The sequence below is a fragment of the Alicyclobacillus dauci genome (genome assembly GCF_026651605.1).
In the GTDB taxonomy this organism is placed as follows: domain Bacteria; phylum Bacillota; class Bacilli; order Alicyclobacillales; family Alicyclobacillaceae; genus Alicyclobacillus; species Alicyclobacillus dauci.
In genome coordinates, this window is the sequence record NZ_CP104064.1 from 855,206 (window position 1) to 868,953 (window position 13,748).

At 49.9% G+C, this 13,748-nt stretch carries 13 protein-coding genes; 12 read left to right on the forward strand and 1 reads right to left on the reverse strand.

From position 1 onward, the window contains the following. The first annotated feature begins 178 nt into the window (after window positions 1-178). The 12 genes from NZD86_RS04260 (at window position 179) to NZD86_RS04315 (ending at window position 11,658) form a co-directional block, all read left to right on the forward strand. Window positions 179-838 (forward strand): LytR/AlgR family response regulator transcription factor, encoded by a 660-nt coding sequence (locus NZD86_RS04260; protein WP_268045246.1) that lies wholly within the window; start codon window positions 179-181, stop codon window positions 836-838. A 162-nt stretch (window positions 839-1,000) separates the two neighbouring features. Next, window positions 1,001-2,512, forward strand: coding sequence for a succinyl-CoA:acetate CoA-transferase ScpC (locus NZD86_RS04265; RefSeq protein WP_268045247.1), 1,512 nt, complete (start codon window positions 1,001-1,003; stop codon window positions 2,510-2,512). Window positions 2,513-2,718: 206 nt separating this feature from the next. After that, the gene (locus tag NZD86_RS04270) at window positions 2,719-3,840 is read left to right on the forward strand and encodes an NADH-dependent flavin oxidoreductase (protein ID WP_407655211.1); all 1,122 of its coding nucleotides are present in this window, start codon (window positions 2,719-2,721) and stop codon (window positions 3,838-3,840) included. Between the two features lie 125 nt (window positions 3,841-3,965). Continuing rightward, the gene (locus NZD86_RS04275; protein ID WP_326492637.1) at window positions 3,966-4,244 is read left to right on the forward strand and encodes a type II toxin-antitoxin system HicA family toxin; all 279 of its coding nucleotides are present in this window, start codon (window positions 3,966-3,968) and stop codon (window positions 4,242-4,244) included. Next, window positions 4,213-4,830 carry a type II toxin-antitoxin system HicB family antitoxin gene (locus NZD86_RS04280; RefSeq protein ID WP_326492638.1) on the forward strand — a complete coding sequence of 206 codons (618 nt, stop codon included), beginning with the start codon at window positions 4,213-4,215 and terminating at the stop codon, window positions 4,828-4,830. Before NZD86_RS04275 ends, NZD86_RS04280 begins: the two co-directional genes overlap by 32 nt. A 45-nt stretch (window positions 4,831-4,875) precedes the next feature. Beyond that, window positions 4,876-5,076 carry a hypothetical protein gene (locus NZD86_RS04285; RefSeq protein ID WP_268045248.1) on the forward strand — a complete coding sequence of 67 codons (201 nt, stop codon included), beginning with the start codon at window positions 4,876-4,878 and terminating at the stop codon, window positions 5,074-5,076. Between the two features lie 16 nt (window positions 5,077-5,092). Then, window positions 5,093-5,224: a hypothetical protein gene (locus tag NZD86_RS04290; protein ID WP_268045249.1), complete on the forward strand. Its 132-nt coding sequence runs from the start codon at window positions 5,093-5,095 to the stop codon at window positions 5,222-5,224. 57 nt (window positions 5,225-5,281) lie between these two features. After that, window positions 5,282-6,598, forward strand: coding sequence for a WD40/YVTN/BNR-like repeat-containing protein (locus NZD86_RS04295; RefSeq protein WP_268045250.1), 1,317 nt, complete (start codon window positions 5,282-5,284; stop codon window positions 6,596-6,598). Window positions 6,599-6,758: 160 nt separating this feature from the next. After that, window positions 6,759-7,505, forward strand: a complete 747-nt coding sequence (locus NZD86_RS04300) for a helix-turn-helix domain-containing protein (RefSeq protein WP_268045251.1) — start codon at window positions 6,759-6,761, stop codon at window positions 7,503-7,505. Then, window positions 7,502-7,891 carry a PIN domain-containing protein gene (locus NZD86_RS04305; protein ID WP_268045252.1) on the forward strand — a complete coding sequence of 130 codons (390 nt, stop codon included), beginning with the start codon at window positions 7,502-7,504 and terminating at the stop codon, window positions 7,889-7,891. The genes NZD86_RS04300 and NZD86_RS04305 overlap by 4 nt, the downstream gene beginning before the upstream one ends. A 1,062-nt stretch (window positions 7,892-8,953) precedes the next feature. Beyond that, on the forward strand, window positions 8,954-10,501 hold the full coding sequence (locus tag NZD86_RS04310) for a peptide MFS transporter (RefSeq protein ID WP_407655212.1): 1,548 nt from the start codon (window positions 8,954-8,956) through the stop codon (window positions 10,499-10,501). 32 nt (window positions 10,502-10,533) lie between these two features. After that, a complete protein-coding gene (locus NZD86_RS04315; RefSeq protein ID WP_268045254.1) occupies window positions 10,534-11,658 on the forward strand; it encodes an NAD(P)/FAD-dependent oxidoreductase in 1,125 nt (374 codons plus the stop codon). Window positions 11,659-11,864: 206 nt separating this feature from the next. Here NZD86_RS04315 and NZD86_RS04320 read toward each other — a convergent pair whose 3' ends face one another. Next, a complete protein-coding gene (locus NZD86_RS04320; RefSeq protein ID WP_268045255.1) occupies window positions 11,865-13,559 on the reverse strand; it encodes a M3 family oligoendopeptidase in 1,695 nt (564 codons plus the stop codon). Between the last annotated feature and the right edge of the window lie 189 nt (window positions 13,560-13,748).

The window sequence follows — 13,748 nt, forward strand, 5'->3', positions numbered from 1 at the left end:
GCTTCACACTAGCTCCAACGTAAGTCTGCGACGACGGACGGAAAATCAGGTCGAAGGGCTGCCCCAGGGTGGCCCTTTTACATTGGGGTCATTCAATTTTTTGTGGTCGTAATGTACACTGACGTTGAGCTCATCCACTCTCGATGGGACATGGCCGCAGAAAGAGGAGGTAGCCCTAGTGAATGACTTTTCTCTGAGTGAACAACTGCCAGAAGTGCTGAGAGATTGGCTTCCACCGTCTGCTTCCATCGCAGTGGCGAATCACGATAAATACGTCGCCTACCGACCAGGAACACACGATATCCATATTCATCCCGGAGAAGTGGTGCGTCCAGGAAGCATCGCATACCGGGTGTTTGAAGAGAAGTCACGTGTTGAATCCGAAGTGGACTCGTCCGTTTTTGGCTTGTCATACTACGGACTCGGGTACTTGCTTCGCAGAGAGAATGGCCAGGAAACGGCTCTTACAGTGATATTGCCACCACAGCACCGTACACCACGTCCCGTTTCGTTCATCACCGGACACGCAGATGGTCTTTGGCGCCCCATCGCGGTTGAGCGTATCACGTATATCGAAAGTGCCCAAAAGAAAACGTGGCTGGTTACGGAAGAGGGGACGTTTTCCACCAACCACACGTTGCAGGAGCTCGAAACCCGTCTGCCCACTCTGCAATTCGTTCGAATCCATCGTTCTTATATTGTAAACATCGCCTTTATCGAGGCGATCCGTCGCGATGCGCACGCCAACCTTCACATCGCCATGAGTGAGCCCAAAGGGTGCGAATTACCCGTAGGACAATCCTATGTAAGTCATGTGCGTAAAGTTCTGGAATTTTAATTCTTCCACGTCATTGGCTCGTTCCGTCACTTGTTTGTCGTGAATGTCCTTCGCTTATCCTCATTATCCACCGTATGTCCGAAAACCGAGACACACGTTTTTCTGGGAGATATACTCGATGACAACGGAAAGCGCTTTCGGGGGATAAACGAGGTGATATGCATGTTGGAACGTCGGATTCAACATCAAGGTTTGCGAGATAGAGTTATCACGGCTAAGGAAGCACAGGCCTGGATTAAAAACGGAATGACCGTCGGGGTCAGCGGATTTACCAAGTCAGGCGATGCGAAGGCTGTTTTGCGAGCGTTGGCGGATCGGGTGGAGCGAACTGGTGAGGAATTGAAGATCAATTTGTATTCCGGAGCATCGTTAGGGGAAACTGACACGATACTCGCTGAGCATAACTTGATCGCTCGCAGGCTTCCATATCAAACAAACGCTCAGCTTCGTAAGAGCATCAACTTTGGCGATGTCGGGTATACAGACCAGCACTTAAGTCACACGGCGGAACTGTTGCGCGGTGGTTCGCTCGGCGAGATTGATCTGGCCATCATCGAAGCGACTGCCATCACTGAAGATGGGGGCATTGTTCCGACCACGTCAGTTGGGAACAGTCCGATATTCGTTGAGAAGGCAAGTAAGGTCATCGTTGAAATCAACGTGAACATTCCGGAAGAGTTTGTTGGTTTGCACGATATTTACCTACCGAATGGTCGTCCGAATCGGACGCCTATACCGCTGACAAATGTGCGGGATCGGATTGGCATTCCTTATATTCCTTGCGACCCGCAAAAGATTGTCGGTATTGTGGTTTCACACTATAGTGATACACCGTCGAGCATTGTTCCCCCCGACGCCGAAACAGAACGCATGGCTGGTTATATTTTGGACCTGTTCGAACACGAAGTTCGCCATGGGCGGCTACCGAGCAATTTAGCACCACTCCAAAGCGGCGTCGGGTCTGTGTCCAACGCGGTGCTGAGTGGACTTGCCGCTTCGCGGTTTGAAAACCTTGAAATATACACGGAAGTCATGCAGGACGCAGTTTTTGAATTGTTCGACGCGGGAAAGGTTTCGTTTGCCTCGTCGAGTTCGTTGACGCTGTCGGATCGGGCGGTGGATCGAATCATTTCATCCATCTCTCAGTATCGTGACAAGATTATTTTGCGGCCGCAGGAAATCTCGAATCACCCGGAAGTGGTTCGTCGCCTCGGCGTCATCGCCATTAACACGGCCCTCGAATTCGACATATACGGCAATGTCAACTCGACACACGTGCGCGGCACACACATGATGAACGGGATAGGTGGTTCAGGGGATTTTGCACGGAATGCGGGCCTGACGATATTTGTGACTAAGTCGTCCGCGAAAGACGGCCGGATCTCCAGTGTCGTTCCATTTGCATCCCATATCGATCACACTGAACACGACGTGGACGTGATCGTGACGGAACGGGGCATTGCCGACTTGCGGGGGCTCACGCCTCGCGAACGTGCGAAGACGATTATTCAAAACTTGGCACATCCGATGTACCAAGATGAACTCCTCGATTACTTTAAACGTGCAGAGCGCCGGGGTGGTCACACGCCTCATATTTTAGAAGAAGCGTTAAGCTGGCACACGCGGTTCGCCGAAACGGGTGACATGCGAAATTGGAGTTTAGTGCACGCATGAACCGTTCACGTTCTCTAGAAAACAAACAAGGGCTGTCGAGACTTTCTCGACGGCCGGGAGCCCTTTTTGAAAGGGCTTTTTTGTTTTTCGGGAAAGCGCTGAGAATTTGATTTTGCCATCCAGGACAAACTATAATATGGATTCGACTATAAAATATATAGTTACATTTGATAGATAGATGTAACGGAGATTGAGGAGAGAGAAACGTGGAGCAGAAATACCAGCCATTATTCCGCCCGATGGAATTTCGCAGCGGTGTCGCCATCAAAAACCGCGTCGTCATGGCACCCATGACCAATTTCTCGTCGAACGACGATGGAACGGTGACAGACGCTGAGGTCAATTACTACGCCCGCCGATCCGCCGGTGTAGGCATGGTGGTGACGGCATGTACGAATGTCACAGCAAATGGTAAAGGGTTCCCCGGTGAGTTTGCTGGTCACACGGATGAAATGATCCCGAGCCTGCGTCGATTGGCAACCGCCATCAAGAAGGAAGGCGCCAAGGCGGTCCTGCAAATCTTCCACGGTGGGAGAATGTGTCCGCCAAATCTCGTTCCGGATGGAGATGTCGTCAGTGCGAGCTCCGTTGCTGCCGAACAGGAAGGTGCGGCACAGCCACGGGAATTGTCTGGCACGGAAATCAAGGATATCATTCGCGCTTTCGGTGAAACGACCCGCAGAGCCATTGAAGCCGGGTACGATGGTGTCGAGATTCACGGAGCAAACGGGTATCTCATTCAGCAGTTCTTTTCACCTCATTCCAACCGACGCAACGACGAGTGGGGAGGCAGCATCGAGAAGCGGATGACTTTCCCGCTGGCTGTTGTCGATGAAGTCAAACGAGTGGTTGCAGAACATGCCAAAAGCCCATTTCTCGTTGGTTACCGGTTCTCCCCGGAAGAGCCGACAGATCCAGGCATCACCATGGCGGATACGCTCGAATTGATTGATGCCTTGGCAGCCAAAGAGCTGGACTATCTCCACGTGTCACTGTTCGATTTCTGGTCCGTACCGCGACGCGGTGTGGAAACATCTAAGGCGCGCATCGAACTGATTCAAGATCGTGTAGGGCAAACCGTTCCAGTTATCGGTGTGGGCCTCATTCATACACCGGACGAGGCTGTGAAGGCACTTGAAACGGGTATTCCCCTCATCGCTTTGGGACGGGAAATCATCATGGAGCCGGATTGGGTTCAGAAAGTCGAGCAGGGGCGTGAGTCGGAAATCGCAACTACGTTGTCGAAAGATGATCAAGAGCGGTTGGTCGTACCCGATCCGCTGTGGCAAGCCATTATGAACACGCCAGGCTGGTTTCCTGTGGTGTGAATCCGTTAGTTAGCGCATAACCTCTACTTACGAGCAAAACAAAGGACCGTTCGCCTTGTCGTGGGTGTAACGGTCCTTTGTTTTGGGGACGGAAAGTTATCCAGATAGATTGATTGATCTTCGACATGGCATGGCCCGTCGTGTCTTCGCGATGTAAGATTGCTAAAAGTCTGGAAAACGTTTGTTGTCGCCCTCGTTCCAGGTCAAATCGAAGTTACTCATCGCGTGAAGTACTAGCAATACTTCGGGCGGATGGTTGGGTCATAAAACATCAAGTCGGGTCGCACATTCAGCTGGTGCATCCAAACAAACCGGGAAAAACGACCGTGCCCCATCCGGAAAGGGACTTAGACCCGAAAACAGTTCGAAGCATTGGAAAACAAACGGGGATTACCTTTAAGTAATCCCCAGAAAGGGGTTGTTACTTTGAAATCCCGATATATCTATCCGGCAGTATTTGAACCTGGGGAAGTAAGTGGCTTTACTGTTACATTCCCTGATTTGCCGGGGTGTATCACGGAAGGTGCTACACTGGAAGAAGCATTTTCTATGGCTAAGGAGGCCCTCGAATTACACCTGTACGGTATGGAAGCAGACGGTGATGAAATTCCAGAACCATCAGTACCGGATCAATCTCAGTTGACTCAAGGTGCGATGATGGCACTTGTAGAAGCATGGATGCCGGTAATTCGAAGCAAGATCGCAAATCAATCAGTCAAAAAGAATCTTACGATACCGAAATGGTTAGCAGATGCAGCCGACAGAGCTGATATCAACTATTCACAAGTACTGCAGTCAGCATTGAAAGAGCGCCTCGGAATTACTGAATTGGTAAAGGGGACTGATGAAATAGGGACAACAATAGCCCTGTATAACCCTGATGAAGCCTATAGCCTTGTGACTGCCACTTCGCTTCACGATCTTCTACTAGATGAAGACCCTCTGAAATTACGCCAAGCTATTGCAGCTAAAGATAAGCGGGCCCGATAAGGGCCGCTTATCTGTATGTAAAACTTGAATCACCGGGTGGCTGAGTTGCGGAAGCTAATCTTGCCGGTTGCCGTTCACGCCATTGGCTATGGCGCTCTGGACATGGTTCTATCTGCACTGGAGTCGGTGCCGGGGGTGTCGCGGCGGGATCGGGTGATTCATCGATTTACCGGAGTCACTGAGCCAAAGAGGCCATTGCCTCGTTCACGCAGGGACCGTCCTACGCCATTCATTAAGAGCATGTGAAGGGCCAAACGGATGGTTGGCCGATTTCACGATCATCGACACCGACATCACGAAACTTGACAACACCGACTTGATCCCGTCGACGAATGTCCTACAGACAATCGTCGGAGGCGAGGTAATTTTAAACGCCATTGGTGAGGCTCCGTAACATATTCTTTATCTCATACGTCTGATTCCTTGAAGCACGCGAAAGGGGAATCAACTTGTGAGAACACAATTATCTGCCCTAGCAGGGCTTGCACTCATCTCGATAGGCACGTTGGCAGGTTGCGCCACAGGTCAAAAGACCCTGACTGCGCCGAGTATCGCGACGAACACAATCGCGGCAAACGAGACTGTAGGCAGTGCGGCGACCGCGAATACGTCATCGTCAGCTACCGTTAACACGACAGGCAATTCCATCGCGTCCACAGGAAACACGACGATCAGCCCCACGGCAAACGCTACGCCGCCGAGTCACTCGACAGGCAATTCATCTGTCCAAACCGTCCACCAAGGTGGCCCGATGATCCCGGCATACGTTCCATTCACGCAATTCGGGGCTAAGGCGCTTCATGCCGTATCGTTCAGTTCCACTGAAGTCGGCTACGCAGCCGGGGATAACGGGATTTACCGGACGGCAGATGGCGGGAAAACGTGGGCGCTCGTTTATGCCTCGACGGTTCCCGTGTTAGGCATTCAAGCGGCGCCTCCAGTCAATGACCATATTCAAAATGTCGTCGCCTTCACGAAATCATCTCTCCTTGTGAGCAACGACGGTCGATACTTTCATGCTGAACGTGCGCCGGGGAACGCCCAAGGGCAAGGGGTCTCCAATGTACAGGCCGTAGCGCTGCTCGATGACGCTTCAACCTGGGTACTGAGCGGTGGAACCGTCTGGGCTTCCGGGGGGCTTGACGGATCGATGTCTCGTGCGACACCATCTGCGGGTGTTCAGTCCATCGCCGCTGTGGATGATAACACTGCTTATGCTTCCACTGGTCAGAGCGTTTACAAGACAGTCGATCACGGCACGCACTGGACGACCGTGCTCTCGGCACATTTGAAAGGCGGATCGTGGCACACTGACGTACAAGTGCAAGGGAATCATGTCGCCGTCCTCTTCTACGGTGGAGATGCAGGCATGAGCCAATCGGCGTTCATTCTATTTGAGTCAAATGACGCAGGAAAGACGTGGCGCCCGGTCCTGGATGAGGGTTACTTTTCGGCTGACTACAACGGCGTGAAGCCTGTTGTTCAGAAGAACGTGGGTGAACAGCCTGGACCGATGGCGCTTCTGCCGACCGGCGAAATTGTGTTCGTGGGTGTTGATGAGCGCCTCAACCAGGCTATTGTCACGCGTGTGACGACGAACGGAAAAGTGACGGGTCCGTACAAAGTGGGGCCCGCGCTGGACGTCACGCCAACACAAATGGCGATTGCGGTGCCGGATGCGCAGCACGTCATTCTTGTGGGAAGCAAAGCTGGCAAGGGTGCCATTGTCATGTCAAATGACGGTGGGCTTACTTGGAGTCGATCTTGAGCGGGGGAGCGGAAAATCACTAGTAACAGCACCGCGACTGCCAGAATGAGTCGAAAGTCACTGAACCTATGACGTGCTACATTCACAGGTTCAGTGACTTTCCATTGTTTCGTATGTTTCCTTTGTCAGGGGGCATACCGTCATAATGGAGGTGGGAGTGATGAAGATGACAATTAAAACGCATCTATCTACTCACTCGGAGTTATCTGGTTTAACCGCTCTAGGCGAACGCTTGCCTGGTCGGTTGCCTGCGGTAATTTTGGCACTGAAACAGCAGGAACTAATACATCGAGAAATCAGTCAAATGATCCAGGATCTAAATCCCTCCGAGCGAGAAGCACTTGAGGATCTGATGCGAGAGAACCCTGGTATTTTAGGTGCCCTACATCAGGCTGGAATCGTGCGCGTTTCACTTGGCCGGAAGCCGCAAAAAGCGGCTAACGTTCAACCCGATTCATTCGGTGTAGCTTCCGCTGGCGATGAACTCGAGAATCAGCTTGGCAGCGAGCCCCTGCATATTGAAATGAGTGTCGTTGGTAAAAAACGAGATTTCGACGGCACGATTGATGTTGAACTTCCAGAATTTCTGTCAACAAAAACTGTATCTGAAATTCTTGGTATCACACCTCAAATGGTACGTCGGTATTGCCAGTCCAAGGAGATCAAGGCTACGCGTACAATGGGGCTTGGAGGTGATTGGAGAATAGAGACGAAGGATTTTATTCAACAAGACCCAACGCGCGAACAAAGACTAAGAAAATTACTTGCGCGGCGAGCTGACTGTAACACACTGCTGACAGACAAAGTAGCACAGCTAGGGGCTCAGCCGAACTTTCAAAAGCTTCTCGATGGTGTGGATGAGAGGAGGCAGTTGGACAAGCAACGACGGGGGTTGGAAGATAAATGAACAACCTGGTAGATAAGTCTTATATCATTGATACCAATGTCTTTCGTTATTACGTCAACGAGCATTATCATCAAGTTCAGCCGTTTTGGAGCACTGTGCGAAGGAATCCAGACTATAGTCTCTACATGTGCGACGAAGTGGTCAGGGAGCTCGAAGTACAAGCCGTTAATCCGGCCTTGTTTAAACAATTTCAGCGCATTCAGCAAGAATTGTGCCCTCTCATGGGGGAGGTACTCAAATACGAAGGAAACATTGAACAAGAACATACACTGCGCATGATAGCGGCCCGGTTACGGTACAAACACAATGTCACTATGGCGGGAGGGTTAACGGGAACAACGAATGGTACGAGGATCAATTTATTCAGAATCCTGGGAACAGAATAGGGCCATTACTAGTCATTGTATTAAAACATCGCAAGTGTTTATCTACTACAACTACCAGCAGAAAGACATTATCGCGACCAGTATTCGATACCACCATCATGGTGAAACTGAACTACTGAACGACTTTCCTCAACACCTGCTCCCCATGTTTCAGATATTCCAGATTGTCGACGGATTGTCAGCAGCGGTGACCCGGGGGGGTGAGCGTCTCTTTGGATGTTCACGATTGTGTAATTGGAATCCATGAAGTAATCGTTCCCCTCAATATAATGGGACGCGGCGTATAAATCTACACAGGCTATCTGAGTGGATTCCGATGGAGTAACTTTTGATGTACTTCATCTAAATCCGATATCCGTACCTGTTTGTCATCCTGGAATTTACAGTCTGAAGGTCCGAAGGCACTCGTAAGTAGCAGATTAATCTTGCATCCGAGCTTAACTCGGCGTACAAAAAATGAGAAGAGGATGAACAGAATGGTGACCACTTCTTCTATGTGTTCTCGAAGGTTTCAGTGCAGCGTAGAAAGATTGGAAACCACATCATGCTTGAATAGTTTCAATCGAATAGTCTTGTGGCGACCAATACTTTAAAATACCGTAACTGTTCGGCTGTACAATTCACCGGTGTTATCGCGAGTTCGTCCAGAGTTGTAAATCCAAGAAAGTCGACATAGCGAGGCGAACATTCTCACATGGAGCCTTAGCAACAGTGGATTGCTTGCGCGTCCCAATCGGTTTAAGCGTGGTAAACGAACAGTACAATTAGCAAACTTTTCATATACGAGGTAGAGTAACGATATATCGAATAAAGGCCTAGAACAATCATTTGTCGCGCGCGTTCAAGCTCAGACAGCCTTATATTTCCCATCTGCATTAGAATTGATCATAAATGTTTGTATTGACGAATGATTTTAACATGCAGATAATTGTGATAAATCCGTAATTTAGAATTGTGTTCTGCAATACAGAACAGCGAGGAGGGATTCTGGAGAGCATTTACCGGGTGTTACCTCACAAATAGGTTCGATTGTCTGGTGTTAATCGTCAATGTTTTAGGGGGATGGTTAATTTGGGCACGTCAGAAAGCACGTCACTCACATCAGAGAGAAGTTTCTTTGGACACCCTCGTGGATTGTCCACGCTTTTCTCCATGGAGCTATGGGAACGGTTCTCCTACTACGGCATGAGAGCGATTTTGTTGTACTACATGTATGACCAGATTCAGAACGGTGGCTTAGGCTTGTCAAAACCAACTGCAACGGCACTGATGGCTGCATACGGTTCCCTCGTATATATGTCGAGTATTGTCGGAGGATGGGTGGCGGACAGGCTTCTCGGATCTCGGCGTTCCATCTTACTTGGAGGCATATTGATCATTTGCGGACACATAGCGCTTTCGATCCCTGGCGGCACTGCAGCACTGTTTATTTCCATGGTCTTTATCATTCTAGGGACGGGATTACTCAAGCCAAATGTGTCGAGCGCTGTAGGCGATCTGTATGCCGTAGGCGACACCAGGCGTGATGCTGGTTTCAGTATCTTCTATATGGGCATCAACATAGGTGCATTTATTGCTCCATTCGTAGTAGGGACTCTGGGTCAAAAGGTAAACTACCATCTCGGTTTCGCCGCAGCAGCTGTTGGCATGGCTCTAGGATTAATTTACTACATGCTCAGCGGGCGCATGAACTTGGGAAGCATCGGCCTTCAACCTAAAAATCCGCTCACCAAAGAAGAAAGAAATAAGGTACTGATTCAGGTAAGCGTTGGCACGGCGGCAGTTCTAGTATTGGTTTGGATTTTGTTCTCAACCGGTTATCTGACGCTGAAGAGCATTGTTCAATTAGTGACAATAGTGGGGGTCCTACTACCAATTTCGTATTTCGTCGTTATGTTCCGAAGTAAAAAAACTACGACACTGGAGCGGTCGAGGCTAGTGGCATACATTCCGTTGTTCATCGCCGCCGTGTGTTTTTGGGTTATCGACGAGCAAAGCGGGACCATTTTGGCAACTTATGCCAAGACCAGGACGAACCTTGATGCCTTTGGCTTTTTCATCCCGTCATCGTGGTTTCAATCTCTTAATCCCATCTTTACCATTATCCTTGCTCCGACATTTGCTATCTTGTGGATGAAAATGGGCAGGCGCCAGCCCACTACCCCACGCAAATTTGCCTTTGGGCTCATCTTTGCAGGAATATCATTTCTCATCATGACTATTCCCGCCCTGTTATTTGGTACGGGCGTACAAAGCAGCCCGTTCTGGCTTGTAGCGAGCTATTTCTTGGTCATTGTCGGTGCTATGTGTTTATCCCCGGTAGGATTATCGGCCACGACAAAACTTGCACCCGCAGCTTTCTCTGTACAAACAATGAGTCTATGGTTGCTGTCTGATGCATCAGCGCAGGGCATTATCGCACAAGTAGTCCCACTTTACAAAGCGAGTACAGAAGTGGGTTACTTTGGAATTACCGGTGGGATTGTAGTAATCCTCGGCATTGTACTGTATTTCGTTGCATCAAGGATTTACCGATTTATGCAAGGGATCGATGGAACGGATTTAGAATCAGATCAAAATAGCGAGTTTCCTATCACTAACCAGATGTAATGGCATTTGACGTGTAAAGGCGGTTATGAATAATGAAATCTGAAGTTGTCGTAGTTGGCGGAGGAGTGGTCGGCGCAGCGGCCACATATCAGTTAGCGAGACTTGGAGCGAACGTTACCTTGGTAGACGCTGAGAACGAAGGTCACGCAACGGCTGCGGGTGCCGGTATTATTTCACCCGGATCAAGTTATCGCCCTCCTGCCCCGTATTACCCCTTGTCATACAAATCTGCATCGTACTATCCTACGTTGCTCGGCCAACTATCCGAAGACGGTGCGAACGAGTGTGGCTATGAAGTTGTAGGCGGCCTTTATGTGGCAACAACCGAAGAAGAGGCTAGCCGCCTTGCTCTTATTGAACGACTTTTACAAGATAGAGAATCGGCTGGTGTACCAAATATCGGAACAATTTCCCTGATCGATCGTGAAGAAGCAAAACAGCTCTTTCCGGCCATTGGAAACATCCAAGCCGCAATCCACATATCCGATTCCGCAAGACTGAATGGTCGCCTCTTGCGCGACTCGTTGAAAAAGGCTGCAAGGACTCGTGGGGCCGACATAGTAACCGGTACCGCAAAACTCGTTTGCGAAAGCGGGTACGTGAAAGGCGTTGAAGTGGCAGGTAGTGTAATTGCCGCTGACGTAGTAGTTGTAGCAGGTGGAGCGTGGTCAAATGGTTTTAAAGAGGCTACCGGAATCGAAGTGCCGGTAAAGCCCCAAAAGGGACAGATACTTCATCTGGAACTAACGGAGAATACGAGCAAATGGCCAATTATTCTTGGATTCCATTCTCACTACATGTTGACATTCCCAGACCACAGAATTGTTGTGGGAGCGACACGAGAGGATGACAGTGGCTATGATACACGAGTTACCGCTGCAGGGATTCAAGAGTTGGTAGGAGAAGCACTTAGAGTGGCACCTGGGCTAGCAGATGCATCTATAGTTGAAGTGCGTGTTGGTCTGCGCCCAGATACTCCAGATCACTTGCCTATTCTGGGGCCGGTTCCAGGGATTCACGGACTATACCTAGCAACAGGCCACGGCGCCAATGGGTTGACAGCTGGCGCATATTCTGGTATTGCAGTTGCAGATCAGGTACTTGGCAAGCCAACTGAAGTCGATTTAAAACCATTTTCGGTGACACGCTTTTTCTAGACACTAGAAAGTAGGGATATTTGGTTAATTTCCAGTGCTATAAAAGCCTCTCTCATTTCTTCCACAACATCAAACGTGAACCCGGTCAATACAGATCGGGTTTTCTTGTGCCGAACTACTCCAACTATGTGTAACAAGGAATTAAGAACGCCAACAAAAATAAAGCGGGCGACCCCGAATCATGGCGGACCGCCCTTATTGCGACCTTACAGAGCCTTGTCGTCCACGCTGTCCAACCACTTCTCGATCTCGCCGATGACCGACTTCACACAGCCGTCTTCGAAGGGGGAGATGAGGTTGGCTTCCCGGACGAGATCGACAAACGACATCGTGCCGCCGAGTTTACACAGGTGGAGGTAGTCTTTCCACGCGGCCTCGCGGTTGTCGTGCATCTTCTTCCAGAACTGAAGGGCACAGATTTGCGCCAGGGCGTAGTCGATGTAATAGAACGGATAATTGAAAATGTGCAGCTGCTGGTGCCAGTATCCGCCGCGTTCCAGATATTCGTTTTCCGCATAGTTGCGGTGAGGGAGATATTTGCGCTCGATGTCGCGCCACGCAGCTTTGCGCTCAGCCGGTGTGGCATCCGGATTCTCGTAGACGAAGTGTTGGAACTCATCGACACTGACGAGATAAGGGATGGTCGTCACGGAATCACTCAAGTGGTAGAACTTGAACTTCTCCGTGTCTTCGTTGAAGAAGAGGTTCATCCAATCCCAGGTGAAAAACTCCATGCTCATCGAGTGGATTTCTGCAGCTTCCGACGTGGGGAAAAGGTACTCCGGTACGGGATAATTACGTGAGCTGTAAGCTTGGAACGCGTGTCCCGCTTCGTGCGTCAGGACAGTCACGTCGTGCGCTGTTCCGTTGAAGTTTGCGAAAATGAAGGGAGCCTTCTCCTCTGGGATAATATCGCAGTAACCGCCTACGCGTTTGCCCTCTTTGCTGAGCAAATCCAGTAAATCGTTGTCGGCCATAAAAGCGAAGAATTCGTCCGTTTCCGGAGAAAGTTCATGATACATTTTGCGGCCATTCTCAACGATCCAGTCGGCATCGCCCTTTGGTTCCGGATTGCCGGACGGGAAGTTGAGCGCGGTGTCGTAATAGTGGAGTGTGTCCACGCCGATCCGTTCCCGTTGGCGTTCGCGGAGCTTTTCTGCAAGGGGTACAATCAAGTCTTTCACCTGCTTGCGGAACGCCGCAGCTTCCGTTGGACCGTAATCCGTCCGATTCATCCTCGCATAGCCCATCTTGACAAAGTTATCGTAGCCCAACTTTCGAGCCATTTGCGTGCGCAACTTGACCATTCTGTCGTAAATGTCGTCGAACTGTGCTTCATGGGCGGCAAAGAACTCATAGCGGGCTTCGTTTGCCGCTTTGCGCACAGATCGATCCGGCACGTTCACGTACTTCCCGAGTTGCGAAAGGGTCAGTTCTTTTCCGTCAAACGGTATTTTTGCGGATGCCACGAGGGCGTTGTATTCCGTCACGAGTTGGTTGTTTTGTTTCATGTCCTCAATAATTTCGGGCGAGAAAAATTGAACAGCCAAATCCGCAAGGCGAAATAGGTGTGCACCGAACGCTGCCTCAAGTTCCTTGCGATACTGGGAGGATGTGATGGCCCCGCGGAACAGGGTCTCAAGATGTTCAAAAGTAGGTGTAACTTCATCAAAATACGCTTTCTCATCGCGATAAAACGCGTCCCTCGTATCAATCGAGTTGCGAATGGACGCGAGCGTGGACATGGTCATGAAGTGTGATCGGAGTGAGTTGATGTCCTCCATCACCCGTTTTTGCTCGTCAGCCGATTTCGCTGAATTGAACTGGTGGAGGAGTTCGCTGAACTTCTCTTCCACCTGTTGCATGTCTGGTCTCTCGTAGTGCATCTCGTTGAATTTCATAAACTGCCTCCGTTCCCTTACCATGCGAGTAAGTGATCTTTGTACAGCACTATTTTACATTGAATAGTCTTGCAAGTGTGAAAAACAAAGATTATGTTTTGTTTAGTCTGTTAAGTAATTTCCCGTCATTCGCCTCAAGGCAAAGACATACTTGATTGCGTGTGGGACACGCGATGCACATACACATAG